The sequence below is a fragment of the Paraburkholderia xenovorans genome, from assembly GCF_046030735.1.
Lineage (GTDB): Bacteria > Pseudomonadota > Gammaproteobacteria > Burkholderiales > Burkholderiaceae > Paraburkholderia > Paraburkholderia xenovorans_A.
The window spans coordinates 38,397-54,923 of record NZ_JAQQBV010000011.1 but is presented as its reverse complement, the minus strand read 5'-3'; the positions used below and the strand labels follow the sequence as shown (position 1 = coordinate 54,923).

At 62.2% G+C, this 16,527-nt stretch carries 17 protein-coding genes; 14 read left to right on the top strand and 3 right to left on the bottom strand.

What is annotated here, in order from left to right:
- The first annotated feature begins 16 nt into the window (after nucleotides 1–16).
- Nucleotides 17–982 (top strand): 4-hydroxy-tetrahydrodipicolinate synthase, encoded by a 966-nt coding sequence (gene dapA / locus PQQ51_RS12850; RefSeq protein WP_408497166.1) that lies wholly within the window; start codon nucleotides 17–19, stop codon nucleotides 980–982.
- A gap of 110 nt (nucleotides 983–1,092) precedes the next feature.
- Here the strand turns inward: dapA and PQQ51_RS12845 are convergent, their stop codons facing one another.
- Nucleotides 1,093–1,899 carry a hypothetical protein gene (locus PQQ51_RS12845; protein ID WP_408497165.1) on the bottom strand — a complete coding sequence of 269 codons (807 nt, stop codon included), beginning with the start codon at nucleotides 1,897–1,899 and terminating at the stop codon, nucleotides 1,093–1,095.
- A 123-nt stretch (nucleotides 1,900–2,022) separates the two neighbouring features.
- Nucleotides 2,023–4,092: a putative bifunctional diguanylate cyclase/phosphodiesterase gene (locus tag PQQ51_RS12840; protein WP_408497164.1), complete on the bottom strand. Its 2,070-nt coding sequence runs from the start codon at nucleotides 4,090–4,092 to the stop codon at nucleotides 2,023–2,025.
- A gap of 460 nt (nucleotides 4,093–4,552) precedes the next feature.
- Between PQQ51_RS12840 and PQQ51_RS12835 the strand changes: the two genes are divergently transcribed.
- The 11 genes from PQQ51_RS12835 to PQQ51_RS12785 all read left to right on the top strand — a co-directional run bounded on the left by PQQ51_RS12835 (nucleotide 4,553) and on the right by PQQ51_RS12785 (nucleotide 13,714).
- Nucleotides 4,553–5,431 (top strand): substrate-binding periplasmic protein, encoded by an 879-nt coding sequence (locus tag PQQ51_RS12835; RefSeq protein ID WP_408497163.1) that lies wholly within the window; start codon nucleotides 4,553–4,555, stop codon nucleotides 5,429–5,431.
- 35 nt (nucleotides 5,432–5,466) lie between these two features.
- A complete protein-coding gene (locus PQQ51_RS12830) occupies nucleotides 5,467–6,330 on the top strand; it encodes an amino acid ABC transporter ATP-binding protein (protein WP_408497162.1) in 864 nt (287 codons plus the stop codon).
- Nucleotides 6,331–6,340: 10 nt separating this feature from the next.
- Nucleotides 6,341–7,012, top strand: a complete 672-nt coding sequence (locus tag PQQ51_RS12825) for an amino acid ABC transporter permease (protein WP_074296130.1) — start codon at nucleotides 6,341–6,343, stop codon at nucleotides 7,010–7,012.
- 4 nt (nucleotides 7,013–7,016) lie between these two features.
- A complete protein-coding gene (locus tag PQQ51_RS12820) occupies nucleotides 7,017–7,676 on the top strand; it encodes an amino acid ABC transporter permease (protein ID WP_408497161.1) in 660 nt (219 codons plus the stop codon).
- Between the two features lie 91 nt (nucleotides 7,677–7,767).
- Complete coding sequence (locus PQQ51_RS12815; RefSeq protein WP_408497160.1) at nucleotides 7,768–8,796, top strand: proline racemase family protein; 1,029 nt, start codon at nucleotides 7,768–7,770, stop codon at nucleotides 8,794–8,796.
- A gap of 158 nt (nucleotides 8,797–8,954) precedes the next feature.
- Nucleotides 8,955–9,503 carry a cupin domain-containing protein gene (locus tag PQQ51_RS12810; RefSeq protein WP_408497159.1) on the top strand — a complete coding sequence of 183 codons (549 nt, stop codon included), beginning with the start codon at nucleotides 8,955–8,957 and terminating at the stop codon, nucleotides 9,501–9,503.
- A gap of 3 nt (nucleotides 9,504–9,506) precedes the next feature.
- A complete protein-coding gene (locus PQQ51_RS12805; protein ID WP_408497158.1) occupies nucleotides 9,507–10,286 on the top strand; it encodes an alpha/beta fold hydrolase in 780 nt (259 codons plus the stop codon).
- Nucleotides 10,283–11,137: an aspartate dehydrogenase gene (locus tag PQQ51_RS12800; RefSeq protein ID WP_408497157.1), complete on the top strand. Its 855-nt coding sequence runs from the start codon at nucleotides 10,283–10,285 to the stop codon at nucleotides 11,135–11,137. Before PQQ51_RS12805 ends, PQQ51_RS12800 begins: the two co-directional genes overlap by 4 nt.
- An 8-nt stretch (nucleotides 11,138–11,145) precedes the next feature.
- Entirely contained in the window at nucleotides 11,146–11,898 is a 753-nt protein-coding gene (locus tag PQQ51_RS12795) for an SDR family oxidoreductase (RefSeq protein WP_408497156.1), read from the top strand.
- A gap of 158 nt (nucleotides 11,899–12,056) precedes the next feature.
- Complete coding sequence (locus PQQ51_RS12790; protein WP_408497155.1) at nucleotides 12,057–13,112, top strand: LacI family DNA-binding transcriptional regulator; 1,056 nt, start codon at nucleotides 12,057–12,059, stop codon at nucleotides 13,110–13,112.
- A 161-nt stretch (nucleotides 13,113–13,273) separates the two neighbouring features.
- Entirely contained in the window at nucleotides 13,274–13,714 is a 441-nt protein-coding gene (locus PQQ51_RS12785) for a rhodanese-like domain-containing protein (RefSeq protein WP_408497154.1), read from the top strand.
- A gap of 70 nt (nucleotides 13,715–13,784) precedes the next feature.
- Here the strand turns inward: PQQ51_RS12785 and PQQ51_RS12780 are convergent, their stop codons facing one another.
- Nucleotides 13,785–14,675, bottom strand: a complete 891-nt coding sequence (locus PQQ51_RS12780) for a LysR family transcriptional regulator (protein WP_408497153.1) — start codon at nucleotides 14,673–14,675, stop codon at nucleotides 13,785–13,787.
- Nucleotides 14,676–14,796: 121 nt separating this feature from the next.
- Between PQQ51_RS12780 and PQQ51_RS12775 the strand changes: the two genes are divergently transcribed.
- Both PQQ51_RS12775 and PQQ51_RS12770 read left to right on the top strand, forming a co-directional pair.
- Nucleotides 14,797–15,732, top strand: a complete 936-nt coding sequence (locus PQQ51_RS12775) for an NAD(P)-dependent oxidoreductase (RefSeq protein ID WP_408497152.1) — start codon at nucleotides 14,797–14,799, stop codon at nucleotides 15,730–15,732.
- Nucleotides 15,729–16,511 (top strand): 2-keto-4-pentenoate hydratase, encoded by a 783-nt coding sequence (locus tag PQQ51_RS12770; protein WP_408497151.1) that lies wholly within the window; start codon nucleotides 15,729–15,731, stop codon nucleotides 16,509–16,511. The genes PQQ51_RS12775 and PQQ51_RS12770 overlap by 4 nt, the downstream gene beginning before the upstream one ends.
- The last annotated feature ends 16 nt before the right edge of the window (nucleotides 16,512–16,527 follow it).

Here is a 16,527-nt window from a genome sequence, read left to right as displayed (position 1 = left end):
CGTTCGAGGTAAAGACATGTCTATTTTTTCAGGTATCTGGATTCCGCTGATCACACCGTTCGCCGATGGCGAGGTCGATCACGACGCGTTGCGCGCGCTGGTGCGCCGTTATGCCGACGCCGGCGTGGCCGGGCTGGTCGCGCTCGGCACCACGGGCGAGCCCTCCGCGCTCGAGGGTGCCGAGCGAGACGCCGTGCTCGCCACCATTCTCGATGCGGCGGCGCAACCAGGCGACGGCGCGGCGCGCCTGAGTGACGCGGCAGCGCGCGCAGGCACCCCCGCAACACGTGCTGCACTCCCGGTGCTGGTCGGCGTGTCCGGCAATCACACCGCGAGCATGCGCGAGCGCGTGCTGGAACTGAACCGCTTGCCGATCGCCGGCTTGCTGATGGCCGCGCCGTATTACGTGCGGCCGTCGCAAGCGGGGATCGTCGGTCATTTCACCACGCTGGCCGATGCCAGCGAGAAGCCCGTCGTGCTGTACGACATTCCTTCACGAACCGGCGTGCGGCTCGAGCTCGACACGCTGCTGACGCTCGCCGCGCATCCGCGGATTCAGGCGGTAAAGGATTGCGCCGGTTCGCTCGACACTACGCTCGCATTGATCCGCGACGGCCGTTTGCAGGTGCTCGCCGGTAACGACATCGACATGTTCAACACCTTGTGCATGGGCGGCAGCGGCGCGATCGCGGCTTCGGCTCACGTGCGCACGGAGCATTTCGTCGCGCTGTATCGCGCGCTCGCGGCGGGGCGGCTCGACGAAGGCCGGCGTCTTTTTCATCGCCTCGCGCCGCTGATCGACGCGCTGTTCGCCGAGCCGAATCCGGCGCCCGTGAAGGCGTTGCTGGCCTTGCAAGGCGCGATTCGCGACGAACTGCGCATGCCGATGACGCGTGCCGGCGCCGAGCTGGTCAAGCGGCTCGACGTGTGGGCAGAGGGCGAGCGCTATGACGAGCGGGGCCTCGCGTCGGCGTCGATCTGAAGGGAGGGAAGGAGGGATGGCGCGCAGGCGGCCAACTCGGCATCGTCCGGTCGAGCGGATGCTGCCGTGCGGTTCCCCGCTGCGCTGTCCCCGCCTGCGCGCCGCCGTCATCAGATCATGCCGGACAGCGATCGATGAGAAGTGCGTTGGTCCTGACCGAACGGCGCGCCCGGGGCGGACAGCAGTTCGCGTTGCGCGCGCAGTTCACGCGATTCGGCGAGGCGTTCCAGCGCGCCGCGATCGAGCGTCGCGAGCATGTCGCGCTCGGTGATCAGCAACTGGAAAGCCAGTACGATCAGCCCGCTGGCGAGCAGCAGGTCGCCGGCGAACACGACTGCATACAGCGCCGACGTATGCTGCGGATTGCCGAGCAGCAGCGACAGGTTGCCGCGATCGAGCAGCACCAGCGTGAGCGGCACGATCCCGTTCAGACTCGCGATGGCGCTGCCCACCGCGACCATCAGCTGTGCCGGCCCGACGCGCGGACGACGCCGGCGGAATACCTCATACAGCGTCGCCGCGCGGCACGGCAGAAAAAACAGCGCCAGCAGCGACGCCCGCAACACGAGCGGCATCTTGAGCAGCAGCGCGCTGCCGTACAACACGCCGAACAGCGCGGTGACCGCGAGCCCGGTACGCCACGGCGCTTTGGCGCCGAACAGTTCGCGCGTGCCCGACCAGATCAGGATGCGGCTTTGCAGCGCCAGCGTGGCGGTGGCGATCAGCAACAGGTCGGTGTTCCAGGTCATGTGCAAAGCGAAGCAGGCCGCCGCCGCGCAGAGCAGAAAGAACGACACCGTCCAGTAACGGAACGCCGCGACCTGCGTGAACATGCGCGAGAGCGCTGTCGTAAGAAGGGCACCGCACAGGAACGTGACCAAACACATCGACGTGAACGTCGCTACATCCATTTTCATGAAATCTCCGACACCTGACCAACCTGTGCTGCTTGTTCTTTAAGCGAAGTCCGGCGAGGAACTCCGGTGCGAATCGACCACTGTGCGTGAATCCGAACACGCCTATCAAACGGATCCGGATGCTCAGGCGGCGACCATTCTTCCGCGCAGCAGCTCGCCGAAGTCGTCTGCGCTGAGCGGTTTGCCTAGCAGAAAGCCTTGCATCTCGTCGCACATCATCGATTTGAGCATGTCGAGCTGCGATTCGGTTTCGACGCCTTCGGCCACTACGTCCATTTCCAGCGAATGCGCCAGCGCGATGATAGCCGACACGATCGCGCTGCCCTCCGTGCCGTGTTCGTCGAGACCGTTCGTGAAGAAGCGGTCGATCTTCAGTTGCTTGACCCGAAAACGCTGCAAATACGCGAGGCTGGAATAGCCGGTGCCGAAATCGTCGATCGCGATTTCGAAGCCGCTCGCCTGAAACTCGCGGATCATTTCGATGGTGCGCGGCGCGTCCTGCATCGCCACCGTTTCGGTGATCTCGAACATGATCTGCTCGCAGCTCACGCCCTCGTCCTCCACGATCGCCAGCATCGTCGCGACGAGATTGGGCTGTGCCAGTTGGCGCGGCGACAGGTTGATCGCGACTTTCATCGCGGGCAATCCTTCGGCGATCCAGCGGCGAATCTGCCGGCAAGTCTCGCGCAGCACCCAGTTGCCGATCTGCACGATCTGCCCGGAACGCTCGGCGATCGGAATGAACTCGAGCGGCGCGAGCGCGCCGAGTTCCGGATGGTGCAGGCGGATCAGCGCTTCGGCGCCGGCCAGCGAGTCGCCGTTGCCGTGAAACTTCGGCTGGAAGTGCAGCGAGAAATGGCCGGCGGCGAGCGCATCGTGCAGTGCGCTCTGAATCCGCAGCGTGCGCGTCGCGGCTTCGTTCATGCTGCGCTCGAAGAAGCGATAGGTGCCGCGGCCCGCGCGTTTGGCTTCGTACATCGCGGCGTCCGCGTGCTTGAGCAGCGTCTCGACGGTGTCGCCGTCGTGCGGAAACAGCGCGATGCCGATGCTCGGCATCACTTGCAACGGCTGCGAATCGGTCCACATGCCCTGGCGCATCCGTTCCAGCACGCTCTCGGCCAGCATGCCGGCCGCCTCGCGCGACGGCAGGTTCTCGGCGAGCACCACGAATTCGTCGCCGCCCAGCCGCGCGACGGTGTCGCTCGCGCGCACGCACTGCAAGAGGCGCTGCGCGAACGCGCTGAGCACTTCATCGCCGACCGAGTGGCCGAGCGAATCGTTGATGGTCTTGAAGCCGTCGAGATCCATGAACAGGATCGCGGACAGCGTGCGTTGGCGCCGCGCGCTGCCGATCGCGCGCTCGATGCGCTCGGTCAGCGTGCTGCGATTGGGCAGGCCGGTCAGCGTATCGAGCGTGGCGAGACGCAAAACCTGTCCGTTCAGACGTGACACCGCACCGGCCAGAAAGGTTGTGCGTGCATCGAAGCGCGACAGCATCAGCGTGACGATCAGAATCGCGAACGTGAACAGGATCACCGAGGTGGCGAGCCACGCGGCGTTGATGCCCTTGGCCGCGCCGCATATCGCGCCGGGCGCAAAGCCGGCCGCGGCCATTCCGCAGTAATGCATGCCGCTGATCGCGACGGCCATGATCAGCGCCGCGCCGAAGCGCTTCTTCAGCACGTGGCGTTCGTCGTCGTCGCTGAGCACGCGTGCGAGCCACAGCGCGGCGGTCGACGCGACGATCGCGATCACGATCGACAGCGTGAGCCACGCAGGCTGATAGTCGATGCCCGGCTCCATGCGCATCGCGGCCATCCCGCTGTAATGCATGCCGGCGATCGCGCCGCCCATCAGCACGCCGCCCGCGCCGAGCCGCGCGGCCGTCAGGCGCGTTTGCGTGGTCATGAACAGCGCCAGATACGACGCGCCGATCGCGAGGCCGAGCGAATAGGCGGTCGTCGCGAAGTCGTAGCCGAGCGGAATCGGCAGTGAGAAGGCCAGCATCGCGATGAAGTGCATCGACCAGATGCCGACGCCGAGCGCCGCGGCGCCCCCCAGACGCCACGCGTGGCGCAGCCGCGCCGAAGCCAGCATGAAGATGCGGCCGGTCAGGTCGAGCGCGGTGTAAGAGGCGAGTGTCGCAACGACAAACGAAATCGTGACCAGCAAATAGTTGTATGAGCTCTGCATGAAAAGTCCAACCGCAGGAGGGAAGCGGCTTAACTTGTTATCGACCGTTGCCGGCGTTTGTTTAATTGATTTTCAATATGACAGTAGTTGGGATGCAAGGCGCGGCACGGGCGCCGGCCACGGCGGGTTTGCGTGCGTTCGAAGGTCGGCGTCCAGCCGGTTCGCGATACCGCCGACGAATGCTCGTATTTCCGGATGCGTGTAATCCTTTACACACATTTTTTTTTCACCTAGCATGCTTTTACGCACTCCGGATGCGCCGAGAACAGCAAGCGCTAGATCAACAGCGCGGAGCACGCAGATCATCGTGTGTTTTTCAGTATTTTGTGTAATCGATTACCACGTCAGACGAATAGGCTGAAAACGTTGGGAGCGTCGCGCCGGGAGGGCGCGGCGCGTTCCGGATACAGCGCCTTCGAACCCGTGCCCCTGTGTTCATTCTTTGGAACCTACGACTATCATGAAGACCCTGCATCCTGCTGAGGCGCAATCGATTTTCGATCGGAAAACGCTGCGCTCGACCCTGAAGTCGATTGTGTTGAGCGTGTGTATCGCAAGTGGAATCGGCAGCGCGATGGCGCCCGCCAGTGCGGAAGAAACCACGTTCGCGTCGATCCGCAAAGCCGGCGAACTCCGCTGCGGCGCGGCGCTGGCGCCGCCGTTCGTCGTGCGCGATCCGAAAACCGGCGATTACTCCGGCGCCTTTAGCGATTTGTGCCGCAAGTTTGGCGAGAGCGTACTGAAGGTGAAGGTCCGCTTCGTCGATACGACGTGGGACAACATGGTCGCGGGGCTGCAAACGAACAAGTGGGACCTGGCGATGGCCATCAACCGTACGCCGGTTCGGGAGCAGGTGATCAACTTCTCGACCGCGGTGGTTCGCAACGATACGGACTTCGTGTACAGCCGCACCGATTCGAAGTTGCCGACGCCGATCAAATCGGTGGCCGACATCGACAAGCCGGGCATCGTGATCGCGGTAGTGCAGGGAACCACCGACGACAAGGCCATCACGCCGGCCATCAAACAGGCGCAAATCCTTCGTCTGCCGGATGCCGACAGCACGCGTCTTGCGGTGATTTCCCATCGCGCCGATCTGCTGGCCGATCAATCCGATGCGAATCTGATCTTCCAGGCGGCGCATCCCGACTGGGCCGAGATTTTCCGCGCGACCCCTTCGTTCAATCTGCAGGACGTCGCGTTTGGTCTGAACAAAAGTTTCACTGCTGCCGACCTGACTCTGCTCAACCAGTTTATCGAGCAGCAGACCAGGACGGGTTTCGTCAAGACAAGCGTGGACGCCGCGGTCAAGCAGGCTGCGCAGTCGGTCAAGCAATAAGCTGACGACGCGCGCAGCCGTTGCGAGGAAAGCAAATGGAACAAGTGATGAAGGTGGGCCGGCAAACCATGGACGAGAGGGATGCAGCACCGTCGCGCGACGGCTTGAACCCGGCAGATGCACCTGCGTACAGCGGCGTGCAACCGCTGGTCCGGATGCGGGGGCTGTGCAAACAATACAGTCCCACGCTACAGGTGCTGAAAGGGCTGGATTTCGACATGCAACCCGACGACCGGCTCGTCGTAATCGGCCCGAGCGGCGGCGGCAAAAGCACGTTGCTGCGCGTGCTGATGGGCCTTGAGACGATCGACGGCGGCAGCGTCGAATTCGACGGTCAGCGCTATCTGTCGTTCGATCCCAAATCCCGGCAAACCCGCATGGATCTGGCGATCCGCAAGCGGATCGGCATGGTCTTTCAGCACTACACGCTTTTCCCGCATCTGGATGTGCTGCGCAATCTCACGTTGGCCCCGTGCAAGACGCAAGGGGAGCCGCGCAACTCGGCTGAACAGCGTGCGCTTCACCTTCTGGAGCGGCTCGGTCTCGCTGCGAAGGCACGTGCCTATCCGGCCCAGCTCTCGGGCGGCCAGAAGCAGCGCGTGGCGATCGCGCGCGCGTTGATGCTCGACCCGAAGCTCATGCTGTTCGACGAAGTCACGTCGGCACTCGATCCGGAGCTGGTCGCGGAAGTCGAACTGGTGATTCAGGAACTGGCCGCAAACGCGATGCCGATGATCATGGTCACGCACGACATGTGGTTCGCGAAGAAAGTCGCTTCACGGATTCTCTTCTGTGCGGACGGCGTCGTCGTCGAGTCCGGTACGCCCGAACAGTTGTTCAGGAACCCGCAGCATGAGCGGACCCGGGAATTTCTGAACAACGTCCTGCACATTGACTAGGAGTGCCAGCGTGACTTACTCCTTCGATTTTTCGTCGATCTCGTCGGGGCTCGACGCACTGCGTCAGGGTCTCGCGATCACTTTCCTGATCGCGCTGTGTGCGAACGCAATCGGCGTGGTTGCGGGGTTCGGGGTTGGCCTGCTGTCGCAGGCCCGCTCGCGGCTGATCCGTATGCTGGTTTCGGCATTCGTCGAATTTTTTCGTTGCACGCCCGCGCTGGTCCAGGTGGTGTGGTTCTTTTACTGCGTGCCGATCATCTTCAACGTATTTCTGACACCGGTGACGATGGGCATTCTCGTCATCTCGCTCAATCTCACGGCCTTCAACGCAGAAGCCTACCGTGCCGGCATTCAGTCGGTGCCGCGGGAACAACATGATGCGGGTATCGCGCTCGGCCTGTCGCCGTTTCAGCGCGCCATCTACATCGTCCTTCCGCATGCGTTCCGAAGCGCCTATCCGGTACTCGTGACGAACGGTATTTCAGCATTGCAGCAGACCTCGCTGCTTTCCGTCGTGGCAATTCAGGAACTGATGTATCGCGGCAAGGAACTGGCGTCCGACACCTACCGGCCGCTCGAGGTCTTTACGACAGTAGGGTTGCTGTACCTGGCCGTGTCGGTGGCCGTTGCCCAGATTCTTCGGGGCGTCGAACGCCGGCGTGCGCTGCGCTATTCGGTGTGACGGTATGAAATTCAATTTTCTGTTTCTTCTGGGATACATCGACCCTCTGCTTGCTGGGCTCGCGCTCACGTTGAAGCTGACCGTCGGCGCGTCGCTTGCGGGCATCGTGCTCGGGTTTATTGCGAGCCTGTTGCGCACTTACGGCAGCGCGCCCGTGCGCGCATTGGCGGCTGGCTATGTGGAGCTGTTCCGCGGCACACCGTTGCTCGTGCAACTGTTCTGGTTTTTCTTTTGCCTGCCGCTTCTGCTTCACGTCGACGTCGGCATCGTCGTCGCATCGCTGACGGCGCTGTCCTTGTACATGGGCGCGATTACGTGCGAAACGTTCCGCGGCTCCCTCGCGCTGATCCGCAAGGAAGAGCTCGACGCGTGCGTGGCGCTCGGTCTTGGCCGGATGACGCGCATCGTCCATGTCATCTTGCCGCTGACCTTCGTGCGTGCGATGCCGCCGCTGCTGTCGAACATCGTCAGCCTGTTCAAGGAGAGTGCGCTGGTGTCCGCGCTCGGCATGGCGGACCTGATGTTCGTCGGCCAGAACATTGCCAATACGAGCGCGCGTCCGGTTGAAGTTCTCACGACAACGGCGCTCATCTACTTCGTCGTCGCGTTTCCGCTGACGCGCTGCGTCGGCAGGATCGAGCGAAAAGTGCTGAAGCGCTTCTAGCCGCGTAGGGACATGGACAGGGGCGGCGACGCCGCTTCCGATCAAGGACCAGGCAGTAACTCAGGCAGCAACTCAGGCAGGAACTCAGGCCATGGAAATGAAGCGAATGATTACGGTTGTCGGGGTTCACACAGCCGGCGAACGCAACGATGTGATTACCGGCGGCGTGCTCGACGTGCCAGGCAGAACGATGTTCGAGAAGATGCAATATCTCGAGCGCGAGGCAGACGATCTGCGCAAGTTCCTGTTGCAGGAGCCGCGCGGCAGCGTCACGCAATGTATCAATCTGGTGTTGCCGCCCTGCGATCCCCGGGCGGACGCGGGCTTCGTCATCATGGAGTCGGAATACTACGTGCCGATGTCCGGCAGCAACACGATCTGCACCGTGACGGCGTTGCTCGAAACCGGCATGTTGCCGATGCAGGAACCTTATACGCGTCTGGTTCTCGAGGCGCCGGGCGGCCTCGTGGAGGTGCAGGCAGCGTGTCGCGACGGCAAGTGCCTGAATGTCCGGTTCGCCAATGTGCCGTGTTTCGTGTTCGGCCTGGATCTTCCCGTCGAAGTGCCCGGCCTCGGAACGTTGACCGTGGACGTTGCGTACGGCGGCATGATCTATGTACTGGTCGATGCGGCTTCCGTGGGATTTTCAGTTGAGCCGTCCGAAGCGGCAGACATGGTGAAAATCGGTGAAGCGATCAAGGCCGCCGCAGCCGAACAGATTCCGGCAGTCCATCCGGAAATGCCGGAGATTCACACGATCAATCAGACGCTGTTTGCGGGGCCGCTCGAACGTACCCCGGCGGGACTGGCGTCGAAAAACGGTGTGATCGTGTCGCCGGGCAGGCTGGATCGCTCGCCTTGCGGCACCGGCACCAGTGCACGGCTTGCCGTGCTGCACGCACGCGGTCTGATCGAGCCGGGCGAGAAGTTCTTGAACCGGTCGATTATCGGCACGGAGTTCACCGGTGAGATTGTCGAGACGCTGACGGTGGGCGGCCGACCTGGCATTCGTCCCGCGATCACGGGGAGTGCGTGGATCACCGGGTTTCATCAGTACGTCCTCGATCGGTCCGACCCGTTCCCCACCGGCTATCGGTTAAACGACATCTGGAGAGAGTAGGCCGGCGTGGAGTCGTAAGGCGCACACTCAGCCGCAAGGTGAAATCGATTACCAAAATACAAGGTAACTCAAGCGAATAGAGCGACATAGTGCGATTCATTGAGTGGTAATCGATTTCGTGTTTATAGGTCACATGTCATTCCGTACGGAGCGTGAGCATGAGCAGCAATGGTGATGAAACAGGTGGATTGATGCAGCCGGCGCAACGCGCGGCAGGCGAGGGCGGCAAGTTTCTGCTCGTGCATCCACGCGACGAAGAGAGTTACTGGCAGCCGCAGCCAGCCAATGGCTATGCGTCTGTTCATGTGGCGCCGCATCTCGTTCCGATGGATCGGCCGTTCTCGGTGGGAACCCAGACGGTGCCGCCCGGCGGCGTCGTCAGGCTGCATTCGCATACCGACAATGAGGAAGTGCTGCATTTCATCGCGGGTCACGGCAAGGCCGTTCTGGATGGCGCCGAGTACCGGCTCGAGCCGGGCATGACGCTGTTTCTCGGCAAGCTGCGTACCCACACCTTCATCAACGACGGCGATGTCGATCTGCACTGGGCCTGGTTCTTCCTGCCGTCGGGTCTCGAGACTTTCTTCCAGCAAATCGGCCGTCGACGCAAGCCGGGCGAAGCGGCTCCCGAACCGTTTGCGCGACCGGAGAACGTCGCGGAAATCGAAGCTCGCACGGTCTTTTCCACGCCACGGGATGGGAGCTGAGCGATGGGCAGGCATACAAGCTCAGGTGTCTATTACGAGGCGCTCGGGAGCGGCGATGCGATTGTGTGCATTGCAGGCCTCGGTGGACACGCATCGTTCTGGCGGCCTGTGGCGGAACTTCTCGCAGACCGCTTCAGGGTGATCGCGTTCGATCATCCCGGTGTCGGCGGCAGTACGAAGGCCGCGGATCAGCGCATTGCACGGATTGCGCAGGCGGCGCTCGAGGTGCTCGACGTGGAGGACGTGCGTGTGGCTCATATGATCGGCCACTCGACAGGCAGCCTCGTCGCGCAAACGCTCGCAATCGACCATCGCTCGCGTTGCGCGAAGATCGTACTCAGCGGCGGGTGGGCGAAGCCGGATCGCCGCTTCAGGGATCTGTTCGACCTGCGTCACCTGATGCTCGACAAGCTCGGCACACGCGCTCATTCGGCGTTCGCGCGGCTCTTCGGTTACGACGCCCGCTGGTACGAGCAGCATCTCGCGGCGGACCGCCTGCGATTCGATGGCGAGGACGAGTTCGATGTGCAGACGGTGTTGCGCCGGATCGAAATGCTGCTTGGTTATGAGCGCTCAGAGGAGTTGGCCGGACTCGATATCGAGGCACTGATCGTCGGCGCGCGAGACGATTTCATCGTCCCGTTTCACCATTCCGAAGATCTCGCGCGCCGCATCCGCAATGCGATGCTCGTCGGCGCAGTGGGGGGGCATTTTTTCCCGCAGGTTTATCCGGATGTGTTTGCGGACCACGTGGCGGCTTTTCTGAACCGGAGGCCGGCATGACGGTCCGCGAGTTAGCCGCCGTGCCTGTTGAGTCCGCAGAGGTTCGCGAACGTATTGTGATCGTCGGTATGGGGGCGATGGGAAAGCGCGTCGCCACCGCGTTGCAGACACTGGGCACCGCGAACTTCGACTGGTGCTGCCTCGTGCCGGACGCCGCCGGCGAGTCCGATCTGCTGAAGCAGACTTACGGCGTCGAGGTCTTTCATGATGTCGACGCGCTCGTGGCGTGGCGGCCGACTCTGGCAGTGGAGTGCGCCGGTCATGCCGCCGTGCACGAAGCGGTGGTGCCGCTGCTCGAGCGTGGGGTCGACGCAATCGTCGTGTCGGTGGGCGCGCTCGCTTCCTCGTCGTTGCGCGAGGAGATCGCTGCCGCGGCGAAGGTCCGCGGCGCGCGGGTCACGCTGGTATCCGGCGCAATCGGCGGTATCGACGCATTGCATGCGGCGCGCACGGGTGGCCTCGATTTCGTGCGCTACACCGGCAGAAAGCCGCCGCACGCGTGGCTCGGATCGCCTGCCGAGTCGCAATTCGATCTGCGGGCGATCGATCGGCCGACCGTCATTTTCGAGGGCAGCGCCGGCGAATCGGCGCGACTTTACCCGAAGAACGCCAATGTCACGGCTGCGGTCGCGCTCGCCGGCCTCGGCTTCGACGACACGACGGTCGTCCTGACGGCCGATCCCGGCATCGACAGGAACATTCATGAAGTCGAGGCCCAGGGTGCCTTTGGGCATCTGTTCATCCGCCTCGAAAACAATCCTTTACCGGACAACCCGCGCACCTCGTGGCTCGCTGCAATGAGCATCGAAGAAGCGGTTTTCCGCCGTCTTGAACATTTAATCCAGCGATGAGAAACGATATGCGACTCGAAGGAAAAGTAGCCCTGGTGACGGGCGCGGCTTCAGGCATTGGCGCAGCAACCGCCGAACTTTTTGTGAAAGAAGGCGCGCAGGTCGTGCTAGCGGACCGCAATCTCGACCAGGCGCGGCGCGTGGCTGCCGCATTGGGCGAGCGCGCGCTCGCGGTGGGCGTCGACGTGATTGTGTCGCAGCAGATTCGCGACGCGGTGGGCGCGACGATCAGTGCGTTCGGCGGTCTCGATATCCTGGTCAACAACGCGGGGCTGGGGATTCGCGGGACCGTCGTGAACACGGAGGAAGACGACTGGGACCGCATCATGGAGGTCAACCTGAAAAGCGTTTTTCTCTGTTCGAAGTATGCAATTCCCGAGATTGCGCGGCGTGGCAAAGGGGCCATCGTCAATATTTCGTCCACGGCTGCCGTGTGCGGCATTCCGGACCGCGCGGCGTACGTCGCGGCGAAGGGGGGCGTGGCTGCATTGACGCGTTCGATGGCGCTGGATCACGCGGAGCAGAACATCCGCATCAACAGCATCGCGCCCGGCGTGATCTGGTCGAGCTATTACGAAGAGATGTTGCGCACCGTGCCCGATCCGGACGGCTTCGTCAGCGGACTGAAGGCGCGTGCGCCGGTCAACCGGATGGGACAGCCGCATGAGATTGCGACGATGGCGCTGTTCCTCGCATCAGACGAGTCGTCGTTCGCCACGGGCGCGATGTTCACGGTGGATGGCGGCTATACCGCCCGATAGCAGAACAGCGGCGCTTCGACATGATTCACGAGTCGATTACCCCGCGGCGGTACGGTGGGCATGCGTGTAATCGTTTTCCAACCGGGCTCGCGGTGATACACTTGGTGCGTCAAAACAGGAATAGCGGACCCTGTCCGCCGTTCCCATCTTGCTGAGCCATGAAAAGTCAGAAAGCAAAAGCGAACGTATTCGACGTTGCGAAGGCTGCGGGCGTCTCGGTCGCAACCGTCTCCCGTGCGTTCAACATTCCCGATCGCGTCGGCGCGGAGGCCCGGGAAAAGGTATTCAACGCGGCGATGCAACTGGGCTACAGCCCGAATCCGGCGGCCAAGGCACTGCGCCTGCAGAAGTCGTTCATCATCGGCGCAGTGATTCCGTCGCTCGATTACTCGATGTTTGCGCGCATGACGCATGCGTTCGAGGAGCAACTCACGGCCGCGGGGTATAGCGTGTTCGTGGTGACGAACGGGTTCGACAACCGGAACATGCTCGATGCGGTCAAGAAAATCGTCGAGCGCGGCGCCGAGGCGCTCTTGCTGGTCGGCAAGATCGAAGATCCGCGACTCAGAAGCTACCTGGAAGAAACGCAGATTCCCTGTGTGACCACGTATTCGTATAACGAAGATCCGATCGTGCCGTCCATCGGCTTCGACAATTACGCGGCGACGAAGCAGGCCGTGGAATTTCTGATCCGGCTCGGTCACAGGAATATGGCGATGGTTGCCGGTCCGCTGCAAGGCAACGACCGTCAGCAGGCCCGCATGCGCGGCTTCGAGGACACCATGCGGGCGTATGGTTTGAACGATGGCATCCACATTATCGAAAAGAGCTACGGCGCGGCGATGATGCAGGGCGCCGATGCGATGCGGCAGATCTACTACGAATTCCCCGATGTGACCGCTGTGGTGTGCAACGCGGACGTGTTCGCGCTGAGCGCCATTGCGGAATGCCGGCGTCTCGGCCTGCGCGTGCCGGAGGATATCTCCGTGGTCGGTTTTGACGACGACGATTACACGACCATTTTTTCTCCCGCATTGACGACGATCGCGGTCCCGGCCGCGGAGATGGGACGTCATGCGGCGCGCTCGCTGATCGGTGCGCTGACCGCGGGGCGGCGGGTCATGTCGGCGCGGCTCGATACGCAACTGGTGGTGCGTGAATCGACGAGCGTGCCGCGGATTGCCGCTGCGAAGATATCGCCTGAGGTGGCTTGAATAGCGTGACGTCGAAGGCGCGAACAGGGTGCTTTTTGGGGTTTTTGGGGGGGTTCTGCGTGGTGGCGTGATGTTACCGGAATCTGTCAATTGCGCCACTGGCTGACGGTGCGTGAGAACGGGACAATGCCTTGCAACGATCCACGTACAAGGAGCCTTATATGTCTGCTGTGTCATCCGTACCTTCCGCCGACAGCGCTGCGGCGCTCGCTCATTTCAGCGCGTCGTTGACGTTCGAAACCGATTGCGCCGACGTTCACGCGGCATTCGCGAGCGACGACCCGAGTTCGGTCGATTTCGTGCTGCTCGACGTGCGCAGTCCCGCGCATTTCTCGCGTGGGCATGTACCGGGCGCGGTGAATCTTGTGCACGGCAAGATCGTGGCGTCCAAACTCGCCGCCTATCCGCTCGATACGCTCTTCGTTACTTACTGCGCGGGCCCTCACTGCAACGGAGCAACGCGCGCCGCGATCAGGCTTGCCCAGCTAGGCCGCCCTGTCAAGGTGATGATCGGCGGTGTCACAGGCTGGCTTGACGAGGGTTTCAGTCTGGCTAGCGCCGATGACGCGTTGTCTCGTCGCGATTCGCCAGCACGCGATTGAAGCGGGGCGAAATCGCAGGGCGCTCCGGTGACGGGAAAGGTGGTCGGCATCCATCGATTTCCCGATGCTATCAAGCCGCGCCCTGCGAGTTTTGCCTTCGCTCGGCAAGATCCACCAATGCCTGGGCGGCGCGAGACAGGTATTGCTCGCCAAGCCAGCAAAGGTCGAAGTGAAATTGCTCAGGTGGACTGAAAGAAAGCGCGGCGAGGCCGCTCTGCTCGCCAATCATCGATCGCAATAGCGTCGCAGCACCGATACCGTCCAGCGCAGCCTGAATGACTAACGGAACATAGTTGCTTTGCATCACGACCCGGTAGCTGACGCCGGCCTGCTGACAGCGTTTATCAATTACATTTCTTTGCAGGAAAGTCTCGTCTAGCAAGATCATCGGAATGTCACCCAGATCGCTATCGTCGACGGACAATTTCGCCGCAAGCGGATGATGACGGCCAAGACACAGCACGACTTCTTCGTTGCCGAGCTCAACATGGGCCCAATCTTTTTCGACGCGCCGTCCCTCCAGGATAGCAAGATCGATTTCGCCGTTTTCCAACATCGAGCGGACCTCGCCAGCGCTCCCCTGCATGGCGACAACACGGATGCCGGGGTATTGGGCATGAAACGCACGCATGAGGGGCGGGAAATACTGCAGTCCGTACATCGGCGGCATACCCACCCGGACTTCACCGGTGCGCAACGCCTGACTGTCTGCGATTTCCTGTCGTGCTGAATCCAGTTCCTGAAAGATGCGCTTCGCACGGCGCATCAACAATTCACCCTCCGGTGTCAGGGTCACGGGGCGATTGCGTCCACGGGTGAAGAGCGTGACGCCCACCTCTTCCTCGAGCTTTTTCACGGCGACACTCAACGCGGGCTGCGCAATGTGAAGTTCAGTTGCCGCGCGGGTGATGTTGCCGAGACGGGCGATGGTCTCGCAGTAGCGAAGTACGCGGATGTCCATATTTGAAAACGATGCTGGGGATACACGAACGGTATTTCCGTTGTGACGCTCATGTCAATAAACTTCGCTTCACGTGCCCGTATTTCGAAACAGATCTTCTCCAGCGGGTTCGGCGAAACCTATGACCATCGGAACCATGAATATTGCCTTTATTGGTCTCGGGCAGATGGGAAAGCCTATGGCTTTGAACATGCTCAAGCGTGCCCCTGATCTGCTAGTTTCGGCTGCCGACACGTCGAGCTATCCGGAATTCGAGCGGCAAGGCGCACGCACCACGACACGCGTGGCCGACACCGCCAACGCGGACATCGTTTTCCTTTCGCTGCCCAATGCGGACGTAGTGCGGGCAGTGCTGCTCGGCGACGACGGTATCGCGAGGCACCTGAGTGCGGGAAAGATCGTTGTCGACACGAGCACCATCGACTATTCGGCCACCGTCGAAATCGCAGCCGCGCTCGCTGAGAAGGGCGTTTACTTCATCGACGCGCCGGTTTCGGGCATGGAGGCCCGTGCGATCGACGCAACCCTGACCGCGATGTGCGGTGGCGCATATGCGATCTTCGAAAAGGTCGAGCCCTACCTGGCGACGATGGCGAACCACATCCTTTATATGGGTGAAATCGGCGCGGGCCAGCTCACCAAGCTGATCAACCAGCTTCTGTTTGATATCAATGCCGCTGCACTGGCGGAGGTGCTTCCCATGGCCGTAAAGCTGGGCCTGGACCCCGACAGGATTGGAAGCGTGATCAACTCAGGTACGGGGCGCAGCTACGCGTCGGAGTTTTTCATCCCGCGCATCCTCGGCGGGAATTTCTCCTCGGGCTACCCGATGCAACACGCGTACAAGGATCTGGTCAGCGCGGCTGAAGTGAGTGGCCGGCAGTGCATCCCGATGCCCGTGCTTGCCGCCGCAACAGCCACCTATCAGACCGCTTTGCTGAAGGGGCTCGGCAAGCTCGACAAGGGCGCGATGGTGAAGGTCTACGAGGAGTTGAACAACGTTTCGTTTCGGTCGAAGGCGGCGGTCGGCGAGACGGCCGGCGCGCAACTGCAATGACGGCCCCATTCGATCCGCATCCGGCAGCGGCGTTGCTCACAGAGACATGGAACGCGCGTCGACAGATCGACGCGTTGCCTCTAGCGGTCGCGCCCAGCAGCCTGGAACAGGGGTATCTCGTTCAGGACCGGTTCATCGACGCTACAGGAGATGCCGTCTGCGGCTGGAAGCTTGGCGTCGGAAGTCCCGCCGCGATGCAGGCAGCCGGCGCCAGTCGCCCCTTGGTCGGCCGGCTCCTTTCGTCCAGGTGCTACCTGCATCGCGACGAAGTCGTGCTGTCCGACGCGGGCCCGGTTACTGCCGAGTTTGAGATCGTTTTTGTTCTTGGCTGCGATGTTTGGTCAGACAGCGACATGCCGCTCAGAACGTTTGTCGAGGCTGCGCACGTGGGCTTCGAATTCGTGCTCTCGCGCTACGTCGACCGGCGGTCGGTCGGACAGCCTGGCTTTGCCGCCGACAACGTGGGCTTCGAGGCGTGCGTGGTCGGTCCGCGGATAGCGCTCGATGAAGTGGAGAAGGTCGCGTCCACCGTTGCGGTGCACGTCGATGGGGTGGAGCGCGCGCGTGGATTGCAGGGCGACGCTGCCACCGACCCATGGCTTTCGCTGCAATATCTTGTCGAACATGCCCGTGAGCGCAACCTGACGCTGAAACGCGGGGAGCTTGTCTTCACTGGCGCATCGGCCAAACCACTGGTCATCGATCAGAAATCCTTCGAACTGGCAGCGACATTCCTCGACAGCGACATGCGCGTCCGCGCGAAAGTCGGCGAGGCATGAACAGACATTGACCAGC